The sequence below is a fragment of the Protofrankia sp. Cas3 genome, assembly GCF_963555955.1.
In the GTDB taxonomy this organism is placed as follows: Bacteria; Actinomycetota; Actinomycetes; order Frankiales; family Frankiaceae; genus Protofrankia.
Genome location: NZ_CAUVXP010000015.1, coordinates 14,204 through 35,263, shown reverse-complemented (window position 1 = coordinate 35,263; position 21,060 = coordinate 14,204). Strand labels below are relative to the sequence as shown.

Below are 21,060 nucleotides of genomic sequence, written 5' to 3'. Positions count from 1 at the left end.
ACAGGGTTGGTGGTCAGGCTGCCAGCGCGAGGCGACGCTCGGTTGCCAGGGCCCGCCGCAGGTACAGGCCGAGAACGGATCCATAGATCAGATGTCCGGTGAGAGAGAGTCCGAGGGACTGCACGCTGAGCGGGAAGAGCAGCTCTGCGCCGCGGGCAGACAGGGCGATGGTTCCCACCAGGCCTGACCAGACGAAGATGCCGTAACCGATGCCCAACAGGATCGGACGCCGGGCAAGAGCCGGAAACCGCCACAGACCCACTGCGCCGCACAGCACGAAGAACGCCATTCCGATGCCACCGCCGTCACCGATGTAACGCCAGGCATAGCCGACCGGAATATTCGTGGATACATCCCCGATGATCCAACCACCGAGTCGCGGGATGAAGTCCGGCCAGATCCTGGTGAACACCATCGGCATCCGCAGGGCATCATAGGCGGTGACGGCGATCAATCCGGCGGCGAATCCCCGGACCGCCCATCGTGCCTCCAGCGACCGGTGTAGTGCCATCGCAATGACGATGACGGCGAGCGGCAGTACCAGGAAGCGGGCTGATGCGCTGATGGGGAGGAGGTTGAAGACGTAGAGCGGAATTGACAGCACCGGTAGCGCGCCGGCGGTCATTAATATCCCGACCCTCGCGAGCGACACCGGCCGCCGCAGCAGCCCGGTTCCGGGCGCAAGCAGGATGCGGGTACCAGGCCATGGCGCGGCAACCGCGCGGCCCTGTGTCGGCATGGACCGCGAAGCATCGATCCCGGCCCGGTGCGTGGTCACAGCTGTAGTGCTCATGTCTTACTCCCGTTCTGTTTTCTGTGCTGGTCGACGGGCAGCGCAAAATAGTCGCTCGCGAATACTGAAGGATGCTCATGATCGCAAATCTGGAAATCATGCTCAGTGCATCCTCCGGTACTTTCTCTGGTGTCTGATACCAGTTTCTTCGCCCGGACCCGGCGGAAACAGACCGTATATGTACAGGTATTCCTGAAGTGTGGGTACATGACGAATGGACCCGTGGTGCCAGGCGTGGTGAACCTGGCACTGGCAGTGCCAGGTTGAGGCCGGCCGCAGATATTGAGACGCGCTACACCGAAAATAGGAGCTGCAACAAGAGGCGTCCCGGCTCAACTGTGCCCGAGCGTCAACGGACGGCGTCGCGCCACCACAGCCGATTGCAGACGGTGCTGATGATCAATTTTCCGGCATGGCCGGCCAACCCGGTGGCGGGTGCCGGGACAGTTCCGATCGCCGTCCAGGCGACGTCGTGCAGGACCGGAAGCCGCATCCAGAGGGTCTGATCCCGGGTGACGCAGTAGAGCCGGCCGCTGGTACTGGTCATGGCGATGACGTTGTCGGCGGGACCCACCCGGGTCCAGACCTGGTCCTGGCCGATCCGGTCGAAGCGGAGGTGGACGAGATCGCCGTCGGCGGTCGCGCCGAACAGCCCCTCGAAGCACGCCGCGAGCGCGACCACCCCCGGTGCGGTCCCGATCGGGACCCAGCCGACGTCGCGGCGAACGGGCTCGCGCTGCCACAGCTGGTCGTCGGTGGTCACGGCGTACAGGCAGACAGGTTGGCCGCCGGTGGCCTCGCGTGGGCTGGCCATCGCGCGGACACGGCCCGTCTGCCCGATCCGGGTCCAGACGAGGTTCTGGCCGACCGGGTCCCGGGCCCACAGAATGTTCCCGGCGGCGGCGAACACGGTGTTCTCGCAGGCGACGAGTGCGGTCACCGTGCTCGCGCGACCGATCCGTTCCCAGTGCGCGGCCGGCCACGGGTTGCTCAGCCGGGTGAGGACATTACGGGTGATCCGGTCGACCCTCGGATCCGGGGAGGTACCGAGCCCGCCACCCCATCCGGTCGTGGCGACGTTGAACACTGTGCCGCCGCCGGATGCCCGGAACACGCCCATGGTTGCGGCACCACCCTGCCCCAAGCGGCGCCAGTCGGACAGGTCAGCCGTGGCGAGGACGACGAAGGTCGTGGGGGTGCCGTCCCGGCCGGTGACACGAGGGACACCATCCTCCACGACCACGTCGGCGGCGTCGGTCTCATAGCCGACCGTCCCGATCCCGAAGGTGTCACCGTCAGCCAGTCCGGTGCCCTCGAAGGCCCAGTGATCGGCGAATGTGACCGTCCAGGCGGTGCTGTCCATCACGCTCATGTCGCCCCAGCAACCCGCGCCACGGCGGAAGCTGGTACCGGTGAGAGCGTTCTCCGGGCGGTTGACCGGCGAACTGGACCACTCGACGGTGACGCGGGCGTTGTCAATCCCGGTGAGCGGGTCTTCAGCGGCGTCGCGATGACAGACGAAGGTGCGGCCATCGTCCTCAAGCCGGAACTGCCACCAGCAGGTGTTGCCCGTGAGGAATGCGATGTTGCCGCCGGCGGCCAGGAACTGCTCGGCGGTGTCGCGCATCTCGGCCGTCCAGTATTCGTCGTGCCCGACGCTGACGAGCACCTGGTAGGCGCGCAGCAGGTGCGGGTCGTCGCGCGGGTCATCGTGCAGGTCGAAGCCGGAGCAGTAGTCCACGGCGAACCCGCTGGTGGCGAGCCACTGCAGGATCGAGACCTCCCAGCCCGGGCCGCTCGAACTCGGCCGGTGCAGGCTTACTCGCCGACCACGGTCGGGTTGCTCGGTCCAGTACGGCGAGGCGCCAGCTGTGCCGCACCAGGCATAGGCATGAAAGGTCGGGAACGGAATCGACACCAGTATGTGGGCGTGAACACCAGGTTCGGCCGAGCGCACCACGAAGAAGGCACGGCTCTGGCCCGGCGTTCCCGGGGTGAGATCGACGGCGTACAGGCCGCTCGGCCAGGACTGCGGAACATCGAGGGTGAACCCGACGGGCCAGCCTCGGTCGGCCGCGGGGTCGCCAGGGGTTGGATGTGCATCAACATGCACGGTGAACCGTGCCATTTCGTTGCCGCTGACGAACTCGGTGACCACCACGGTCGCGTCGGTTCCGGCGCCCGAGTCCGCATTGAGATGGAGATCGAGACTGCCGCCCTGTGGGACCGATGTCTCCGCAGAATACACCTGTACACCCATCACGCACCCCGTTCGCTATGCTGAACCCGGGAGCGTTGCGGGTCCGGGAAGCTGCGAAGGCCGGTCGAAGGTGAAGCCCTGACGGCGCAGGTCGGGAATGAGGAGCCGCAGCGCGGTCACCGTCTGGTCACGGATGCCGAACGTCGCGATACCGGGTCTCTCGACGGGCAGGCACCCGTCGGCCAGGAGGATGGTTCCTCCTGGCCGAAGCCGGTCTCTGACCGCCGCCACGATCGCGTTCACCCCGGGCCTGGACCTGTCGCGCGGATCCACCGTCCATCCCAGGGGGTGAAGCCCGTATTCGGCGCCGATCCGTCGGTCGGTGCGATCTTCGCCGAGGTCGTGACGAGCCCTGCCGGCCGCAGCCTACACATCCTCGTCGTCCGGGACGGGCAGATGGAAGGCGATTCCGATTCCGTCTATACCGGCCGGATAGGCGACCACGAGGTTCATCGCCCGAACCCCGAGCTGCGGATGCCGCAACCACCGGACCCGGGGCGCCTGATTGCGTATCTCGTGGTCGGACCACCATCGCCGCATCTCCGGGCTTTCCTTCATGAGATCGGCGATCAGTTGGCTCAGCCGTCGGTCTCCGGGCCTGACTGCCGAGACGGCACGCAGCCGGCCGATGACGTCCTTGGCCTCGTCGTCCCACATCACCAGACGTTCGCGTGCTTCCGGTTCCATGAGCGTCCACCACACGGTGTTGCGATGCTCGTCCGGCAGCTTGGCGAAGTCGGTGTACCACTCGGTAGCGGCCGTGTTCCAGGCCAGTACGTCAGCAACCTGGTTCGCGATGTAAACGGGGTTGGGCGTGTACGCGTCGGCGATCTGCCAAAGGATGGCCTCTGTGTCGGCCTCGCGTAACGGACTGTCTTTGACTGGTCGTTGGCCGTAAGCGAGCTGGTAAATGTAGCTGCGTTCGTCGTCGTTCAGCTGCAGCATTCGGACGAGGCTATCCAGAACCTCGTGCGATGGATGAATGTCCCGACCCTGCTCAAGGTATGTATACCAGGTCGGACTCAGGCCCGCGAGAACCGCGACTTCCTCTCGTCTGAGCCCGGAGGTTCGTCTTCGTCGCCCCGTGGGCAAGCCCACCGTCTCGGGGTTGATACGTTCTCGGCGGCTGCGTAGGAACGCACCCAGCTCGCGACGGCGATGTTCGTTATCCGTCACGTGACACCTCACTGTCGGCAAGCAGATATTTACGCCGTAAGGGCTGACTGGTCAGCATAGTCCGAACTTTGTTGTGGTGCCCCTTTTGCGTAAGTCGCGGTTCACGGTGTCGAGTGTCTGTGCAGGTAGGCCGCTTGTGGACCCCTGAGACGGGACTGCCGGCCCCTCCCGCTGGGGCATCGCGTACGGGAGGGGCCGGCGGATGTTCGGCAACGTGCGGTTCTCGTGGGTACTTCCGAGTTCTCCCGGCATCAATTCCGCTTCTGGCGGGCCGTCGGTCAGGCGACCCTGCTGTGATGATTACTCAGGGCGGTGGGAGGTGTGACGTTCAGCTCGTTGAAGGTTGGATATCCTCGCTCGAGGCGCGCCCATATCTCCCTCGCGAACTGTTCAAGCGTCGCTCCCTGTAGTAACGCGGACACTGGCATCTTGATGTCGAGGTTCTGTTTGATCCGGGCGTGCAACTCGGCCGCGAGCAGCGAGTCGAGCCCGATCCTCGTTACCGGACGCTGCGTGTTCACGCTGTCCGTTGCCAGGCCCAACACGATGGCGACCTGTTCCACGAGGTATTCGCTGACAGCTTCGAGGGAATGCATCCGCTGCCGTGCCGTACCGGGAGTCACCGCGGCGTCGACCTCGTCGTCCGTCGGCTGTCGTTGCTCCGGCACGGTGTCGACCACAACGGGGTGGAGCGGCACAGACCGGAGCGGCACAGACCGGAGCGGCACCGAGTGGAGCGGCACCGAGTGGAGCGGGCGGACCTCCGGGTCGCGAAGGCCGCCGCCGCCGCCGCCACCGGCCGAGGCCGAGGCCGAGGCCGCGAGCGCATCGCTGATCCAGAAGCGGCGCCGTTGCCACGGATAGGTGGGCAACGAGACGAACTGGCCCGTGCCACCGCGCAGCGCCGTCCAGTCCGGTTCGTATCCAGTTGCGTAAAGGGTCCCCACCGTCGTAAGGATCGCTGTCCAGTCCGCGGCGTTCCTGTTCAGCGAGGCGATCACGGTGCCGGCCCCCTCGGTGCCGTCGATGATCTCCCTGATCGCATTGGCCAGCATCGGATGGGGCCCCATCTCGATGAACACCGTCTCCCCTTCGTCAAGCATCGCGTGCACCACATCAGCGAAGCGCACCGGCTCGCGAAGATTGCGGACCCAGTAGGCGGCGTCGAACTCCTCGCCGGTCGAGCGCCGGCCTGTCACGGTCGAGTGGATCGGGGTGTGGCCGGCAAGGGCCTGGACGTCGGCGAGGGCGCGCATGAGCTCCGCACGCAGCGGCTCCATCTGGGGGCTGTGCGAGGCGACGTCGACCTGGACGGGCCGGCAGAAGACCCCGCGCTCCCGTAGCGGTCCGATCAGCTGTTCCAGCGTTTCGGGATCGCCGGAGAGCACTACCGAGGAGTCGCTGTTGGCGACCGCCACCGACACCCGGTCTTCGAACCCTTCGATGGCACGTTCGGCCTCGGCCATGCTCAGCGCCAGCGCGACCATGGCGCCCTGACCGCTGACCGAGCGCAGAATCCGACTGCGTCGGCAGATGACGGCTGCGGCGTCGGACAGCGTGATCGCTCCCGCAACAACGGCGGCGGCGACCTCACCCATGCTGTGGCCGATCACGACGTCGGGTTCGACACCCAGCTGCCGCCACATGGCGGCCAGCCCAACCTCGACCGCCCACAGCACCGGCTGGATGACGTCTATACCGGACAGCGGCTCGTCCGCGGTCAGGCGCTCGATGACCGACCATCCGGTTTCCCTGCGCACGGCGGCATCGCATTCTTCGACCGCCGCCCGAAAGGCCGGTGCGGACCCAAGCAGCTCGCGTCCCATACCCACCCATTGGGATCCCTGGCCGGGGAAGACGAACGCGATCCTGGGGCGGCTACCGTCGGCGTCGTGGCCGATGGACACCCCGTCGGCGCCCGTGCCGGCCAGGACCGCCCGCAACCCGTTGGCGATCTCGGCGCGGGTCCGGCCGACAACGGCCGCGCGGTGCTCGAGGTGGGTACGCCGGACCCCGGCACTCCAGCAGGTGTCCGCCAGTGACGGCTGGACGCCGACGCTGTCGCAGTCCATGCGGTCGAGGTAGGCCCGCGCCAGGTCGGACAGGGCGTCGGGGGTTGCTGCCGACAGCGGTAGCAGCACCGGCTGGTCGTCCTCGCCCCGGCCGTCCCCGCCCCGGTCGGGAGACCCGCTCGTGGCATCGGTGTCACACGGTGCTTCGGCAAGGACGACGTGCACGTTGGTCCCTGACAGTCCGAACGCGCTGACGCCGGCGAGGCGCGGCCGGCCGCGCTCCGGCCACCGGCGCACGGTCGTGGCGAGCTCGATCGGCAGCTCGTCCCAGGGCACCGCCGGGTTGGGCTCGGCGATATGCAGGCTCGCGGGGATGGTGCGGTGGCGCAGGCTCAGCGCCACCTTGATGATTCCCACCATCCCGGCGGCGCCCTCGCTGTGACCGATGTTGGACTTCGCCGATCCGAGGAAGCAGGGCCGGTCGCTGGGCCGGCCCTCGCTCAGGACCTCGGCGATGGCTGTGAGCTCGATCTGGTCGCCCATGACCGTTCCGGTGCCGTGGGCCTCGATGTAGTCGATGTCGCGGGGTTCGACGCCCGCATTGCGGTAGGCGGTGCGCAGCATCTCGGCCTGGCTTTCCACACTCGGCGCTGTCACGAAGCCCCCGCTGCGGCCGTCGTTGGTCACACCGCTTCCCCGGATGACCGCGTAGACCTGGTCGCCGTCGGCCCGAGCCTGCTCGAGGGACTTCAGGATGACGACCGCCACGGCCTCGCTGCGGACGTAGCCGTCCGCGGCCGCGTCCCCGAACCTGGAGCGCCCGTAGCGCGACAGCACCCCGGCCTGGGACAGCGCGATGGACAGGTCCGGGGTCAGCATGATGTTGACGCCACCGGCGAGCGCGAGCGTGCTCTCCCCCGAGCGGATGCTCTGGCAGGCCAGATGAATGGCGAGCAGGGACGACGCGCAGGTCGCGTCCAGTGCCATGCTCGGGCCGCGCAGGTCAAACGCGTAGGACAGGCGCCCGGCGGCGGTGCCGCGGCCCTCCGCTCCGATGGCGCTGTGCATGTCGCAGATTCCGGCCTCGCGCAGCAGCTCGGAGTACTGGGTGGAAAGGTAGGCCAGGAAGACCGAGGTGCGGCTGCCGGTCAGGGATCCCCGTGTCTGGCCGGCGTCCTCGAAGGCCTCCCACGAGGTTTCCAGTAACAGGCGTTGCTGGGGGTCCATGCGGGCCGCCTCGCGGGGCGAGACGTCGAAGAAGTCGGCGTCAAAGGCGTCGATGTCCGTCAGGAACCCGCCGGCCCGGCTGGCGATCCGTCCCGGGGTGCCCGGTCGGGGGTCGTAGAGCGCACCGAACGCGCGGTCCGCGGGAATCTGGGTGACGGTGTCGGATCCCGTCCGAAGGACGCGCCAGAACTCGTCTGTGCCATGAGCTCCGGGAAGTCGGCAACCTACACCGATGATGGCGACTGGCTCGGGGGCTGGCATCCCCGATGCCGTTGAAACTCCACCGTACCGGTGTCCGTTCTGCGCTGGCAACCCTGTCATGGCTGGCGTGCCCTTCCCTTCGCAATGATCACATCTTGCTAGGTGCCGTGCAAGCAAAGAGTGTGACCAATCCAACAATCTATCCAGACCGTGTTGGCACTGGCACCGCGAATACCTGGTCCGACGACCGTCGTGGTGCGGGTATCGGTTGCCTGGCACTCGCCACCGCTGTCATGCGGGTACTGCCACTACCTGCAACCACTACCTGCAACCACTACCTGGAAGGCGGCAACCTGGCCGTCGCGGTCGGCCGAGCCATGCGAGTGGCTTGCGCGGGCACAGACAGCAGCCCGCGGGCACAGACAGCAGCCCGCGGGCATGGGAGGGCCGAGATCGGCACCGGCGACCAGACTCCCGTTATCGTTACAATATCGTTACAATGGTGAGAAAGCCTGCGACATCTTCTCCGCGGACGAGTCAAGGGTGTTGACGAGTGCCTCGAAGGGCACCTCGGGCATCAGCTCGCCCACCGGCAGTCCGTCCTGCACGCACATGAGGTCTGACAGTGCGGCCGTGTACGGTGCGTACCTCGACCGCCATCGTTGGAAGGTCGATCGGGCCGTCCGGTAGTCCCGTTCGGCGTGGATTCCGGCGTCGGTCAGTCTCGCGATGCTCGTCCAGAAGGACCGCTCCTCCCGCCCATGCAGGCTCAGCGTCGTGCGGACCGCGCTGACCTCCAGTTCCCTGGCCATCTCCTGGACGAATGCACAGCCCGCGGCGAGCAGTGGGCGTGTCGGTGGCGGTTCGGTCCCCGGTGCGAGGGCATCGATGAGTGCCGCCACGTCCATGAGGACCAGAGTCGCGTCCAACCAGGACAAATCGGGCGAGGATGGCAATGTGAGCAGCTCGGGATAGCTCGTGTGACTGAACCGGAGATCCGCGATCCAGAGCTGCCAGGTGCTCATCATGCGATCCAGGGAATCCGGTGTTCCACCACGCATGTGGGCGACGATGACATCCTCGGCATCGAGACACGACCGTGCTTCGCTGGCCAGCGCCCAGACGAACCGTTCACGCCGCTGGTAGGCGGACGCGAGTGCCGTGATCCGGGTCGCCAACCCGATGAAGATCAAAATGAGGCAGCCGTACACCGCCAACGGGACACCGTGGCCGGCCCATTTCGGATCATCGAGCTGGCCCAGCGCGTATTCCACCGCACGAATGTCAGGGGGGGCTGCCCCAACCGACGCCGCCAGCAGTGCCGTCCCGACAACCGTGCCCGATCCCCATATCAGCGGCGGGAACAAAACCGCCACCGGGCCGATCATCCTGATCACCAAGCGATGAATCCGCCGGCTCGGGACAGCCCGGTTGATCTGCCGTGAGATCCGGAGCAGTACCTGCACTGTTGTGAATACGAGTCGCGACGGCCGCCTGCGGGGCGCCACCGCGGTCCCGAGCACGCCGCGGCCGGTTACGGCCAGGACGACGAGCCCGCCCAGAAAGCCCGTGGTCGCCACCCAGGTGCTCACCGTCGTCTCCCCGGTCCACCCGTGCCGGGTATGCAGGGAAGCGGTGTATCCCTGTTTCTTCTGACTGCCATTCCGATCGCCCTCCTGCGGCCTCGATGCACGATGCAAGAACCAGCTTGGGCCGCGAGCCCCGGACGAAACAGAACGAGTTTATGCTGGTAGTGCGAGTGCCAGACCGGGCGGTGCCAGTGCGCCGATAAAGAAACCGGCTTACTGCCGGCACGCTGACGCGAAGGCGTCGGCGCCCGCGTCCCAGGTCCGGCGCAGGTCGGAGCCGTCAGGATAGCGCTGGTCGAGCTCGAGGATGACCATACCGTGAGCAAAGGACCATAGCGCCTGTGCCAGGTTGGGGTCGCAGGTCGCGAGGAAGAACGGTTCGCCGGCCCACTCCTCCAAGCCCGGCGTCATCGCGGCGCGGGGCAGGCGGGAGCCGGTGGCCAGCCGGTACAGGTTCGGGTGGGCAAGGCTGTATGCGCGGTAGGCGGCAAGAATCGCCGGGATAACTCTGTGCACTGTGCTGTGACGCACCGCCTCGTGCAGGTCCTGGCCGATCTCGGTCAGCGCATCCTCGAGCAGGGCCAGCTCAAGCGCGTCCTTGCCGGGTAAGTGCTTGTAGATCGACGGCGCCTGGATGCCGAGCTCGGCGGCGAGGCGGCGCATGGTCAGGGCGTCCGGCCCGTCGGTTTCGAGCAGTCGCCGGCCGACTGAAATGATCTCGATGGCGCGCGGGGTGAAGGCCCGCTGCCGGGCGGGCGCGGGTCGGGTCATGAGACCGGGTCGAGGACGAACACGGGATGTTTATGGACGATTTGGGCGATTTCGTCATCGGACGAGTCCGCGCTGACACCGTCGAAGAACACTCCCACCTCAGCCTTCCAGCGGCGAAGATACGCACGCAGAATAGGCGTCTTGGCCACATCGGCAACCTCGTGGGCGCTGCGGTGTTCCCGGCGGCGGCCGAGTAGGAGGTCGAGCTGGCCGTCGGCGGCGCGTAGATTGCGCACCCACTGGCCTTCACCGCGTGCCGAGACCAGATACTGCCTGCCGTCATGGGTGAGCACGTTGACGGGCACCTGACGCGGCTGCCCGCTGGTTCGTCCCCGCACCTCCAGGATGCGGCTGCCCCAGATGCTGACCCCGGCCCGGGTAAGGCGCATGACCAGGTTGTTGGCGATGTGTTGGGTGAACCATCCGGGCTTGCGGTAGTGGGCCTTGGACGTCTCGGACACAGCGGGACTCCTTGCTCTCGAGCCATCGTGCGAGCCATCGTGGCGTGGCTAACACCGTTAGCAAGACGGTAGCTAACGGCGTTAGCTTGGTCAAGGTGGTCATGTCCACGCCGGCAGTCGTCCCAACCCCGTGCGCCGGCGGTCGTCCCAACGATGTGACTTTCGTGCTGCTCCCATCGCAGCAGATTCACATCCTTCGGAGGCCAGACCTGCGGGTATCCACTCCAGTGGGACGGCGCGGCGTCAGCCCTGCAGGATCCAGGACCAGATGGGCAGCGTGAGCAGGGATGCCGGCACCCCGACGCCGACCATCAGACTGGGCAGCGGTGTCGCCAGGTCGTAACGGGTGGCAATCATCGCTCCGGCGACCATCGGCGGCATCGCGGTCTCGAACAGCGCCACCTGCACCCCGTGGTCGTCCAGGGAGCCGGTCAGAGCGTAGGCCCCGAACACCAGGGCGGGGCCGATGACGAGCTTGACCAGCAGGCCGATCGCGAGCTCCCGGCGCCAGGTTCGCAGCGCGCCGATGCGCAGCTGCAGGCCGATCGAGAACAACGCCAGCGGGGTGAGCGTCGCGCCGAGGGCCGTCAACGCCTCGGTGAGCCAACCCGGAAACGCCACCGGACGCAGGATCAGCCCGGTCAGCAGCGCGATCAGGGCGGGCGCCGTGAACAGCCGACGGGCGATCTCCATTCGGGTGACACCGGCCCCCGAGGCCGTGGCCGCCACCGCGATGACCACCGTCCCGACGATGACGAACGAGCCGAGCTGGTCGACGAGAAGCGCGACCGGTACCGAGTCCGCCCCGAAGAAGGCCGTGACCATCGGTATGCCGACGAAGGATGTGTTGGCCACAGCGGCGGTGACGATCAGCGCACCGACGACGTCCCGGCGCAGGCGCAGGACACGGCCGATGCAGAGAAACAGCGTCGCGCCGACGACGAACAGCAGGTACGGGCCGGCGATGATGAGCAGTAGGTTGGCTGGGAACACCACGCTGTGTAAGACGCGGAGCGCCAGGGCGGGAAGGGCGACGTCGAGGACCCAGAAAGTGACCATCTGATGGGCGTCATCGGCCATCTGGCCGCGCCGTCGTGCCGCGCTGCCCGCCACGATGCCCGCCATCAGACCAACGACCAGGACGAGTAGGGCGGACACGTCCGGCATCCTGTCAGGCGTTGGTCGGAACCCCACAGCGGGCCGTATCCGGCCACGCCGGCGTTGCTGGATACGCTCGTTGCCGTCTGCGAAGAGTGCCCGGTCGAGGTGGGAACCGAATCGGCCGCCAGCCGCCTTTGCGTCCCGAGCCGCTCCGGAGGCCCAGCACAGTGTCTGCTTCAGTGTCCACGATCGCCTCGAACACCCTCGCGCTCGGCCCGAGCTTTCTGGATGCGCAGCATCTGGCCAAGGCGGGTCTGATCGTCGTCCTATTGATCGTTTTTGCCGAGTCCGGCCTGTTGGTCGGGTTCTTCCTGCCCGGCGACTCGCTGTTGTTCACAGTCGGTCTGCTTGTGTCCAACCACACGTTGTCCACTCCGCTGTGGCTCGCCTGTCTCCTGATCTCGATCGCCGCGATCCTCGGCGACCAGACCGGTTTTCTGTTCGGACGCAAGGTCGGCCCCACCCTGTTCCGGCGTCCCGACTCACGGCTGTTCAAACAGGAGAACGTGGAGAAGGCCCGCGACTTCTTCGAGCGCTACGGACCCCGTTCGATCGTTCTAGCCCGTTTCGTGCCGATCGTCCGGACGTTCACCCCGATCATCGCGGGCGTCAGCGGCATGAACTACCGGCTCTTCAGCACCTTCAACATCATCGGTGGGCTGCTGTGGGGTAGTGGCGTCACACTGATCGGATATTTCCTCGGCAAGGTCCACTTCGTGGCGGACAACGTGGAGGGAATCTTCATCGGGATCGTGCTGCTCTCGGTCATCCCGATCGCCTTCGAGCTGCTGCGGGCCCATCGCCGGGGAAACCGGCCAGCCCAGAACTCGGACGCACCTCGACGCACACCACAGTCGCGTCCGCTGGGCGATCGGGACTGACACCGGCTACCCGCGGGCTGCGCAAGGACGGACTTGCGGTTGGAAATCGGGTCAGCCAGGCCCGTCGAACCGGCCCGGCGGCAGAGGTTCGGGCGGCCCGGGTTCCTCGTCCCGGATGGCATCAGGGCCGCAACCAGCGGCCCACACGGTCCGACACCGTTCGCAGTCCTCGGCCGCGCGGATGCCCTTGAGCGGATTACCTGGCCGACGTCGGGCGCGGCGGTGATCGGGACAGCGTAGTGAGACGAACGTTGCCAGAACGGGGGTCGCGTCAGCCACCGATCGTCCCTTTCCCTTGGCACACGGTGCAGTCGACTTCGTTCGAGCCGGTGAAGCCGCCTTCCTCGTCACGCTCCAAGGTGTCCTTGAGTACCTTGCCGGTACCGCGGCAGGTGTCGCAGGTCCGCAGTCCAGCTTCCCGGCCGTCTTGCTGCCCGCGTCCGCCGAGCTCTCGTTTGCGCCTCTCGCGGCCCTTGTCCTGTGCCACGGCCGCCTCCACGGGTACTCATCGCCGTGACCGCCACGTTACGGACGGGGCAGGACGCTAGCAAGAGTGCACGAGGCCCGCGTTCTACGTGTCTCGTGTCGTGCTTGCGTGCTCGTCAGCTTGCTTTGGAGCGAGTAGCGAACTGGTCGAGCAGGGCGTCGATCTCTTCGACATCACGGAGTGCGGGTGGCAGGGCAGGATCCCCCATACCCGCTCCACTTCTTTGCTGCTCATCAAGCCAGGCCATGCGGCAACGGAAACATTACTCCAGTGGGGGCAACCTGTACCCCAAGTCATGACAGGTGTGGTGCGGGCCCGCCAGGAAAGCTCCCCATCGGGGTCGAGGAGTTCGGTGGGAGTACCGACAAGATCGGTGACGATGGCGTGGAACCGGGCGTCGAACCACGCCTGCTCGGCGGTGTCGTCGCCGGGTTTGCCATCCGGATCCTTGTCGGACGGGCGGCGTTCGTTCCACAGATCCACGAAGCTGTCCCAGGACCGAAACAGCGCCGACACCGCATCCCACGCCTTCGCATCCCACGGCCTGTTCTTGATCCCGCTGTCCGCGAGCGCGGCCTCAATCCCGCGGGCACAGCTCCGGGCCGCACCCCCACGCAACTCCGCTGGCCCGGTAGTCGGACCCCGGTACCGCCGCCGTATCCCGCAGCAGGGTGGCAGCCTCGTGCCGGCCACGAGGCTTCACCGGCTGCCATGTGATGCCGCCGGTGAACAGAATCCGGGTGGTGGGGCCGGGGTGCGTAGGTCGTTAAGGCCATCCTGATGACCGGAACCACCTACCGTTCGGCCGAATGTCGTCCGACAGTAGGTGGAATTGGCCGTTATGATGACGTTTTCTACCTAAGATGTCATTGCATGCGATAAATCTGGCCGATGGGCCGGGTACACCTTTAAGGATCTGGAGTTGCCGTAGGGCCGCGGTATGCAGTCTCGACCCACCTACCGCTGCGACCTCTCCGACGACCGCTGGGCACTGATCGAACCGTTCCTGACCGCTTGGCGGGCCAGGAACGCCGGACTCTGCGCAGCAACCTACGGCCACACGATCACAAACATATATATAAAGTAACATACTGTGACAAAATCGGCGTCAATGTTCCAGAAGATCGAAACTCTTCCCGGCCCCGGGCGGTACTCGCGGGAGCCCTCTGCTACCTGATCGACATCTGCACCGTGTTCGCCAGGCTCGTCCACGACAGCCAGGCGACCGGTGCGTTCCGCGGAACACAGAGCCCGGCAACGGCCGGCCGTTCGGCACTGTTCCGACTGACGGCAAGCAACGTGGTGGCCGGACCGGCCCCCGGTACCGCCGCCGTATCACGGACCAGATCGATCTCGGGATTGTTCTGCCGGTTTCACCATCCGCCGACGGCCTCGACCTCCGGCCAGCCGACCTCATCGTGGGCAAGGGCGGAAAGAGCCAGATCGCCACGCTGGTCGACCGAACCAGCCGGTTCGTTGTGCTCGTCCGCATCCCCTACGACCGCACCGCCGAGCGGGTCGCCATTCAGCTGTCCCAGCAGGTGAAGAAGAGGACCCGCGACAGCGGGCACCTTGCCGGCGGCCTACCCGACTTGGCGGGCCGGGATGAAAAACGGGCGGGAAGAAGTAAAGTTAGCGGAATCACGAGACACTACACCCGTCGGGCGGCTCCGAGGGGCCACAAACCTTCATCCCACGCAGCACCGTATCGAGCAAGGTTTGCCCACCTGACAACTTGAATAATCTTCCCGGTGCTGTTCAATTCCCCCCGGTTCGGTTGTCCGGGAACCGTGCTGGTATGTCATCGCGGCCCGCGGTCGGATGGTTCTCAGCCGTTCATCGGGTCGACCCGGGGCTACACCGTCCAACGGTCGGGGGCGGCACCGCCGAGCCAACGGTCGATGTCGGCACGCCGCCAGACCCTGGTCCCGCCCCAGGTCGCCGTCCGGTTGACCACCGCGACAGGAGCAGGCGCACGGGGATCGGTCCGCATCCGGTGGTCGACAGCCTGGCGAGTCACCCCGAGGACGGCGGCGATGTCGGAAGACCCCACGAACATCGGCGGCTCGTCCACAACCGTTGACGATAGCCTGCCCACGCGCGACCGCAGACCCAGATCAGGCTCTTCATACGGCAGGGCCGCTTCGCCGCGGCTGTGACAACACAGCGGCGGACCAAGGCCAAGACCAAGACAAAGATCAAGGCAAAGATCAAAATGACGGGTAGCATGCCTTGGCTACACGGTTGGCTACAATCTCCCGGCGGTCGCGCTCGCCGCGGTCGCATCGGGGGTCCGGGGGTTGTCCCCCGGGAAGGCATAACGGCTGGTGGCGAAGCCGACGGCGGTCGGCGAGCAGGATGATTGAGCGAGTGGAGACGAGGGGAATCGAACCCCTAACCCCTGCCTTGCAAAGGCAGTGCTCTGCCAATTGAGCTACGTCCCCTCGAGGGGAAACCCTCCTAAGAGTACGGCACGCAGCCGGTAGCGGGCCGGTAGCGGGCCGGTCACGGATGAGGATCGCACGGGGCGCGGGTTGTGTTCCGCGGAGCACAACCCGCGCCCCGTCCCTACCCGGTGGCCTGTCGTGTCAGGAGTTGCAGGATGCAAGCCCCAGTGCCCTCAGGAGGGATCCGGCAAAATTCGCATCCTCCAGGCAGGAGGGCGTCGGTGCGGGTTGCGGCGACGGCGGGCTGGCCGAGTCGCCACCCCGCGTCAGCTCGGCCGTGCCGGCTGTCGAGGCGGACTCCTGGCCGGCTGAAGGCGAAGCCGCCGGATTGGGCGCATTCGCCGGTGCGGCGGTGGATGGCCAGGTTGACGCCGCGGCCACAGGCCCCGCCGGATCGCCGGTGGGCGGACCAACACCGCCCGGAGCCGCTGACGCTCCGACCGGGTCAAGCACGGACGTGGTACCGGCAGCCACCAGCCGCGGGTTGTTGCCCGATGCTGCCGGCGGCCGCCTGGGAGCAGCCGTCGCCGCAGCCGAAGCGGTGGTCACCCCGTCCTGTGCGTCCCGCGCGTCCTGCCCGGAAGGACCCACGATGCCGGGTGACGTCGTCGCCGCGCTGGCCGGCCCGTCACCCGACGTGCCTGGACGGACCACGGTCGTTTCATGCTGTCCGCCGCCCGAGAGCACAGCCGACACAACGAGCAGAACTATAGCTACGAATCCGCCCAAACCAGCACCCACGGCAACCTCGCGAGGCCGAGGAGTGTCGTCATCCGACCCGCTGGCGCCGATCAGGTGCCGTGATTCGCCGACGGGCACGCCGCTGTCGCTTGTCATCCGTCCCCTTCATGCCCGGAGCCACCTTCCAGGCGCCCGGACCGATCCCGGGCGTCCCCGTCCGACAGCCAGCTCTCACAACGCTTCGCCTACAACTTAGACACAAACGGTAATGAGACACATAGGATGCCAAAGGGAACTCAACCACAACCCCACTACTGGCGGGTTAAGCCCTCGGAAAAGGGCATGGGAGCTCAGGATTGAAGATCTTTAACGATCAGGGCATGCGGGTCTACCGGAGACTCCACGCAGCCGGAACCGGCCAGGCATCACAGCGGGCCGGCGGGTCGTTCACCGCCGACAGGCGCACAGGCGCACAGGGTCCCCGGTGGATGGTCAGAGGTCGAACCTGAACCATCCACCGGGGATCACACGATCACAGGGGTGACCGATACCTCAGAGCTGAGAGAGGAACACACGGCCTGACAGGACAGCCCTGCGGGCGGGACGTCAGTTCAGGTTGATGGCCGTGGTCGCCTCGTGCCAGAGGTCGACTTCGTCCTTACCCCGCCGACGGCGCACGACCGTCGCCACGGCGCCGGCGCCGGCGACAACTGCGAGAACTACGAGCTTGCGAATCATGTAGGCCAACCTACCCGCGTCGGGCGATGCTTGCCCACCCGCCTGGTGCGACCCGTTGTGGGCAGCTGTGGGCGGTCGCGGCTACTCGATTCTCAACAGGCGCCGGGAAAAGGTCAGCGCTGGTAGGTGGCCCGAAGGACCCCGCGGGCGAGGGTGTGGAACGTCAGGTTGCCCCCGACCACCGCCGGTGAGACGGAGTCGGGGATCCCGAGCGAGGGGACGTCGACCGCATGGACGGCAAAGACGTACCGATGTGGACGGTCACCCTCCGGAGGTGAGGCGCCACCGAAATCGACTGTTCCATAATCATTGCGGACGTGGAAGGAGCCCACGGGTAGGCCGGAAAGGTCACCGCTGGCCACTCCGTGCGGCAGTTCGGTGACCGAGGCTGGAATGTCGACCAACGTCCAGTGCCAGAAGCCGCTGCCCGTCGGTGCGTCCGGGTCGAAACAGGTGACAACGAAGCTCTGCGTCCCCGGCGGGAAACCCGTCCACGCAAGGTGCGGCGAGAGGTTCTGCCCGCCTGCGCTGGTGTGGACAGCCGTCAGCGGGAGCGTGGCACCGTCGGCGACGTCGTCACTGGTGAGGGTGAACAACGGCGCGGGGGGGAGAGTATCGAAGGGGTCCGGGGACGTGCCGCGATCGAGCAGAGACATCAGCCAGCCTCATTTCCATTGTCAGGTGATTACCGTCGTGCTGTGACATCTGTCGTGCTGTCGCATCTGTTGGGACACGACTTCTGTTGTGACACGACTGTTACGTGTCCGGCACGGCATTTCTAATACAACCTCGGCGCGACGTGGCTCACCGGGTCCGTCGGGTCCGTCGGGTCCCAGGCGGTGTTGCCCATCCACACGCAGCCACGACGCGTGTCACCTGGAAAGTTACGTTACGTTAACCTAACTTTGAAGGGATTGGCGGCGTCGCCGCACTCGACACCGCGCCCCGATGCCGATAAATGATCATAAATAGGTTCCTGAAAAGGACCTTACGGGCACGGTGGTGCGTGGTGGGCGCCCGCAGAAAAACTCGGGCTCGTTGCGGGTTTTTGGGTGCCAAGTGGGACGCGCGGGCCTCCGGCCCGCTACCCTGGGAGCGTCCCGGTGGGGTGACTACCGACTCCCCCCGTGTTGGTGGTTTCCCACCGGGGCGCTTCCCCTCGGCGCAGTGGCGCAAGCGCAAGGTAGGGCCTTGGGTCCGCAGGTGGGTGAGTTGCCTCCGACACGCCGGGGCGACGTCCGGGCAGGGGAAGGCGTCCATCGCCGTTGCCGCCCGCGCAGGCCCTCGCGCATGCCTTCGGGACAGGTACGCGCTTACGCTCCGGGCGTGAGGGCCATGATGTAGGTGCCGGGATGCGTCGCGCCTTCCTGGTTGACGATCGGTCCGTATGTCCACGGCAACACGGTGGAACTGCGCTCATCGGGTGGCGTGATGCCGAGGCGCGTCGCGGCAAAATCGGAGCTGTTGGCCGTGTCATCGGCGAGGTAGGTCAGCGTCGCGTGCGCGTTCGCGCCCGGTGCGAGAACGATCCTCGTGCTGCTGACGAGCGGGGATCGCGGGATGTCATACGTGGCTCCGTTCGCGGACAGCAGCTGCGCGCCCGGGAATCCGTACATGCTGCATCGGGTCGCCGACCGGTTCGTGAACGTCACGGGGATCTGGCGTTGTGACGCGGCGACGGTCGTGACCGTGCCCAACGTGACGGTGAGGCCCGCCATGGTGCACCGCGTGATCTCCGCAGGTATGGCAGCCTGGCCGTTGGTTGCCGTCGACGGCGTCGATCCGGGGGAGACAGACGTCGATCCGGCGGAGACTGCCGATGACGGAGTGGCCGCCGAATGCACGGCACCGGCCGAGCCACTGCAGGACGCGGCAACGAGCGGTAGCACGAGCAGCAGTACTTTCCGGCGCGGCACCCGATCGAGGTGTCGATGCATGTAGCCCCCAGGGCAGGTGCGCGGTTTCGGATGGAACGCGCGTGTTCCGCCACTATGTCGTACACCGGCGTCGCCGACACCGACCCACGTCGCCCGTGCTACCCACCAAATCGAGTTTGACAGGTTTCACACTGCCACAGTAGCAACGAGTGATCGTTAATATCTGCTCAACATGGCGGTGGCCGCGGGGTGCGAGGTGTCAACGGAAAAGTTCCCGGGACTGTAGTAATACTCCCAGCGCAATGTGCCGTCAGACTGCGGGTACAGCCGGATCTCTCCGTTGTCCGCGCATCGCGATCCGCCGTCGATGATCTTCTCCTGTACTCGGGTCTCGTCGCCGCCCACAATCAAGGTCAGTGAACCACCGCACGGGAAGGTCGGATAGGTGACGGAGCCGACGACCTCCCCTATCCGGCCGTTTCGGAGCTCCAGCCTGGTCGGGTACTTGTCGGGATGGCCGCCGGGTTGGCTGACCACACCCTCCCAACGGCCGACCAGCGTCGCGGGCACAGACAGCATCCGGTCGGTATGTTCAGTCGCTGGCCCGCTCGTAACGGCTGTCGCCGTGGGCTTGTTGGAAGCAGGCCCCGTGTCAGTCCCACTCCGAGTGGTGGCTGAACGATTGTTGGTGGCCGTGTTTCCGGTGGCCGTGCCCGTCGTGGCGCCGCTGTGACTCGCCTGCTCCGACGGCGTGTTGCCGAGGGTCGCGAGGAACACGATCACGGCTACGAGTGTGAGTGCCGCGGCGCCGAGCCCGACGATGAGCCAGGGTGACCCTTTGCGGTCTGGGGGGCGGGGCGGGTCGGGCGACCACGGTGCGGGCGCTGGAGGCCGAGGGTGCTCCGCTTTGGTCTGCTGTAACGGCGGGGGCGGTTTTGGTGGGGTGAGGCTGTAGCGGGTGAGGTCCGCGGTCACGGTGGGGGGTAGCCAGCCTTCGCCGATACGGAGCCGCTCGTCGGTGGACGCTGCCCGGCACAACTCGATGAGTGCCGCGGGGGTGGGGCGGCCCGCCGGGTCCTTGTCCACGCAGCGTTCGAGGACGCTGCGGACCTGCTCCGGGCAGCGGTCCCAGTCGGGCTGTTCGTACACGATACGGTGGAAGACGGCGGCGTCCCCGCCGAACGGCAACTCGCCGGTGATCGCGTAGTAAGCCGTGGAACCGAGCGAGAAGATGTCCCCGGATGTGTTGAGGGATTTTCCGCGGACTTGTTCGGGGGCCATGAACGCGGGTGTCCCGATCCGTACCCCGGTCTGGGTGAGTGCCGCCGAGGAGTTCTCGACCGCCCGGGAGATACCGAAGTCGATGACGCGGGGGCCGTCAGCGGCGAGGATGACGTTTCCCGGTTTGAGATCGCGGTGGATCACGCCAGCGGCGTGGATGGACTGCAATGCCTCCGCGACCCCGGCGAGCAGCACCAGGACGGTCTCCGCCGGCAGCGGGCCCTGGCGGGCGACGCTGGCGGCGAGGGAGGGTGCGGCGACGTAGGCGGTGGCCAGCCACGGTTGCGGGGCATGGGGGTCGCAGTCGATGACCGGCGCGGTGTACAGGCCCTGCACCCGTTGAGCGATCGCCACCTCTTTTTCGAAACGGCGGCGGAACTCTGGATCGGCGGCGAACTCCGGTCGGGCGATCTTGAGTGCGACCGGCCGGCCGCCGGGGGTGTAGGTCAGATAGACGGCGCCCATGCCGCCCTCGCCGATCCGGGCCCGCAGCAGGTATCCGCTGATCTCGCGGGGGTCCTGCGGGGCTAGCGGCGTGAACACCGCCCCCCATGCCGGTTCCGACCCGCCGGGTGCGCCCGGGGGTGGCACGGGCCGGTCTATACGGGTGCGATCGGCTCCCCGCGGCGTGTTGTTCATCGTCCCCCTGCCTGGTTCGGTGCCGGTGTCCGTTGAGATGCGGGCCGGAACCAGGTCCGATTCTGACAGTGTGCATGATTCTGGGTGCGGCAGCTGATCAGGGTCCGGTGAGCCCCTCTCGGACTGCGATGCCGGCGAGCCGGTCACCCTCCAGGTGGAATTCGATCAGCCATTTCGCCGAAATGAGCGGCCACCGCCCCCGCGCGGGTGCCGAGCACCGGATGACGCCGCCGACTGCCTCCGAACACTCCACATGCTGCGCGGCGGCGAAACTCCGGATGGCCGACGAGTCGCTTCCCAGCGGAAGGGCTTCCAGCAGCCGAGTGCGTACATCGGCAGCGGTCTTCAGTCGCTTCCACCGGATTCCGGCCATCGGGG

Annotated in this window: 19 protein-coding genes and 1 tRNA gene; 1 reads left to right on the top strand and 19 read right to left on the bottom strand. The window is 66.7% G+C overall.

Translation table 11 applies throughout. The features are described from left to right. Nucleotides 1-13: 13 nt before the first annotated feature. From U9983_RS05035 to U9983_RS04995, 9 genes are all read right to left on the bottom strand, one after another. Nucleotides 14-793, bottom strand: a complete 780-nt coding sequence (locus U9983_RS05035) for a hypothetical protein (RefSeq protein WP_322752897.1) — start codon at nucleotides 791-793, stop codon at nucleotides 14-16. A 349-nt stretch (nucleotides 794-1,142) separates the two neighbouring features. Continuing rightward, nucleotides 1,143-3,053 (bottom strand): N,N-dimethylformamidase beta subunit family domain-containing protein, encoded by a 1,911-nt coding sequence (locus U9983_RS05030; RefSeq protein ID WP_322752896.1) that lies wholly within the window; start codon nucleotides 3,051-3,053, stop codon nucleotides 1,143-1,145. Between the two features lie 15 nt (nucleotides 3,054-3,068). Next, the gene (locus U9983_RS05025; RefSeq protein WP_322752895.1) at nucleotides 3,069-3,296 is read right to left on the bottom strand and encodes a hypothetical protein; all 228 of its coding nucleotides are present in this window, start codon (nucleotides 3,294-3,296) and stop codon (nucleotides 3,069-3,071) included. Nucleotides 3,297-3,419: 123 nt separating this feature from the next. Further along, nucleotides 3,420-4,229, bottom strand: a complete 810-nt coding sequence (locus U9983_RS05020) for a helix-turn-helix transcriptional regulator (protein ID WP_322752894.1) — start codon at nucleotides 4,227-4,229, stop codon at nucleotides 3,420-3,422. 278 nt (nucleotides 4,230-4,507) lie between these two features. Further along, complete coding sequence (locus U9983_RS05015) at nucleotides 4,508-7,729, bottom strand: type I polyketide synthase (protein WP_322752893.1); 3,222 nt, start codon at nucleotides 7,727-7,729, stop codon at nucleotides 4,508-4,510. 434 nt (nucleotides 7,730-8,163) lie between these two features. Further along, on the bottom strand, nucleotides 8,164-9,261 hold the full coding sequence (locus tag U9983_RS05010) for a hypothetical protein (protein ID WP_322752892.1): 1,098 nt from the start codon (nucleotides 9,259-9,261) through the stop codon (nucleotides 8,164-8,166). Between the two features lie 210 nt (nucleotides 9,262-9,471). Beyond that, entirely contained in the window at nucleotides 9,472-10,029 is a 558-nt protein-coding gene (locus tag U9983_RS05005) for a TetR/AcrR family transcriptional regulator (protein ID WP_322752891.1), read from the bottom strand. Then, nucleotides 10,026-10,490: a nitroreductase family deazaflavin-dependent oxidoreductase gene (locus U9983_RS05000; RefSeq protein WP_322752890.1), complete on the bottom strand. Its 465-nt coding sequence runs from the start codon at nucleotides 10,488-10,490 to the stop codon at nucleotides 10,026-10,028. Before U9983_RS05000 ends, U9983_RS05005 begins: the two co-directional genes overlap by 4 nt. 243 nt (nucleotides 10,491-10,733) lie before the next feature. Continuing rightward, nucleotides 10,734-11,657, bottom strand: a complete 924-nt coding sequence (locus U9983_RS04995) for an AEC family transporter (RefSeq protein ID WP_416211275.1) — start codon at nucleotides 11,655-11,657, stop codon at nucleotides 10,734-10,736. Between the two features lie 173 nt (nucleotides 11,658-11,830). On the opposite strand from U9983_RS04995, the gene U9983_RS04990 reads away from it, so the two are divergent. Beyond that, nucleotides 11,831-12,532 (top strand): DedA family protein, encoded by a 702-nt coding sequence (locus U9983_RS04990; RefSeq protein ID WP_322752888.1) that lies wholly within the window; start codon nucleotides 11,831-11,833, stop codon nucleotides 12,530-12,532. A gap of 271 nt (nucleotides 12,533-12,803) precedes the next feature. On the opposite strand, the gene U9983_RS04985 is transcribed toward U9983_RS04990, so the two are convergent. The 10 genes from U9983_RS04985 to U9983_RS04940 all read right to left on the bottom strand — a co-directional run bounded on the left by U9983_RS04985 (nucleotide 12,804) and on the right by U9983_RS04940 (nucleotide 21,055). Continuing rightward, entirely contained in the window at nucleotides 12,804-13,019 is a 216-nt protein-coding gene (locus U9983_RS04985; RefSeq protein ID WP_322752887.1) for a hypothetical protein, read from the bottom strand. Nucleotides 13,020-13,103: 84 nt separating this feature from the next. Beyond that, nucleotides 13,104-13,535, bottom strand: coding sequence for a hypothetical protein (locus tag U9983_RS04980; RefSeq protein WP_322752886.1), 432 nt, complete (start codon nucleotides 13,533-13,535; stop codon nucleotides 13,104-13,106). 857 nt (nucleotides 13,536-14,392) lie between these two features. After that, entirely contained in the window at nucleotides 14,393-14,590 is a 198-nt protein-coding gene (locus tag U9983_RS04975) for a hypothetical protein (RefSeq protein ID WP_322752885.1), read from the bottom strand. 284 nt (nucleotides 14,591-14,874) lie between these two features. Further along, nucleotides 14,875-15,078, bottom strand: coding sequence for a hypothetical protein (locus U9983_RS04970; protein ID WP_416211274.1), 204 nt, complete (start codon nucleotides 15,076-15,078; stop codon nucleotides 14,875-14,877). Between the two features lie 312 nt (nucleotides 15,079-15,390). Continuing rightward, nucleotides 15,391-15,463, bottom strand: a tRNA-Ala gene (locus tag U9983_RS04965). Nucleotides 15,464-16,753: 1,290 nt separating this feature from the next. Further along, complete coding sequence (locus tag U9983_RS04960) at nucleotides 16,754-16,885, bottom strand: DLW-39 family protein (protein WP_322750450.1); 132 nt, start codon at nucleotides 16,883-16,885, stop codon at nucleotides 16,754-16,756. A gap of 113 nt (nucleotides 16,886-16,998) precedes the next feature. Beyond that, complete coding sequence (locus U9983_RS04955) at nucleotides 16,999-17,541, bottom strand: YbhB/YbcL family Raf kinase inhibitor-like protein (protein WP_322752883.1); 543 nt, start codon at nucleotides 17,539-17,541, stop codon at nucleotides 16,999-17,001. A gap of 657 nt (nucleotides 17,542-18,198) precedes the next feature. Beyond that, complete coding sequence (locus tag U9983_RS04950) at nucleotides 18,199-18,603, bottom strand: DUF4232 domain-containing protein (RefSeq protein WP_322752882.1); 405 nt, start codon at nucleotides 18,601-18,603, stop codon at nucleotides 18,199-18,201. A gap of 375 nt (nucleotides 18,604-18,978) precedes the next feature. Beyond that, nucleotides 18,979-20,682 (bottom strand): serine/threonine-protein kinase, encoded by a 1,704-nt coding sequence (locus U9983_RS04945; protein WP_322752881.1) that lies wholly within the window; start codon nucleotides 20,680-20,682, stop codon nucleotides 18,979-18,981. A gap of 97 nt (nucleotides 20,683-20,779) precedes the next feature. Continuing rightward, nucleotides 20,780-21,055, bottom strand: coding sequence for a hypothetical protein (locus U9983_RS04940; protein WP_322752880.1), 276 nt, complete (start codon nucleotides 21,053-21,055; stop codon nucleotides 20,780-20,782). Nucleotides 21,056-21,060 lie beyond the last annotated feature (5 nt).

Bases quoted from the DNA above. Each gene is read 5' to 3' on its own strand.
- U9983_RS04940 (WP_322752880.1), bottom strand. From the start codon at position 21,055: ATGGCCGGAATCCGGTGGAAGCGACTGAAGACCGCTGCCGATGTACGC.
- U9983_RS05005 (WP_322752891.1), bottom strand. From the start codon at position 10,029: ATGACCCGACCCGCGCCCGCCCGGCAGCGGGCCTTCACCCCGCGCGCC.
- U9983_RS05015 (WP_322752893.1), bottom strand. From the start codon at position 7,729: ATGCCAGCCCCCGAGCCAGTCGCCATCATCGGTGTAGGTTGCCGACTT.
- U9983_RS04995 (WP_416211275.1), bottom strand. From the start codon at position 11,657: ATGCCGGACGTGTCCGCCCTACTCGTCCTGGTCGTTGGTCTGATGGCG.
- U9983_RS04950 (WP_322752882.1), bottom strand. From the start codon at position 18,603: ATGGCGGGCCTCACCGTCACGTTGGGCACGGTCACGACCGTCGCCGCG.
- U9983_RS04945 (WP_322752881.1), bottom strand. From the start codon at position 20,682: ATGAACAACACGCCGCGGGGAGCCGATCGCACCCGTATAGACCGGCCC.
- U9983_RS04955 (WP_322752883.1), bottom strand. From the start codon at position 17,541: ATGTCTCTGCTCGATCGCGGCACGTCCCCGGACCCCTTCGATACTCTC.
- U9983_RS05035 (WP_322752897.1), bottom strand. From the start codon at position 793: ATGAGCACTACAGCTGTGACCACGCACCGGGCCGGGATCGATGCTTCG.
- U9983_RS04960 (WP_322750450.1), bottom strand. From the start codon at position 16,885: ATGATTCGCAAGCTCGTAGTTCTCGCAGTTGTCGCCGGCGCCGGCGCC.
- U9983_RS04970 (WP_416211274.1), bottom strand. From the start codon at position 15,078: ATGTTCGTGGGGTCTTCCGACATCGCCGCCGTCCTCGGGGTGACTCGC.
- U9983_RS05030 (WP_322752896.1), bottom strand. From the start codon at position 3,053: ATGGGTGTACAGGTGTATTCTGCGGAGACATCGGTCCCACAGGGCGGC.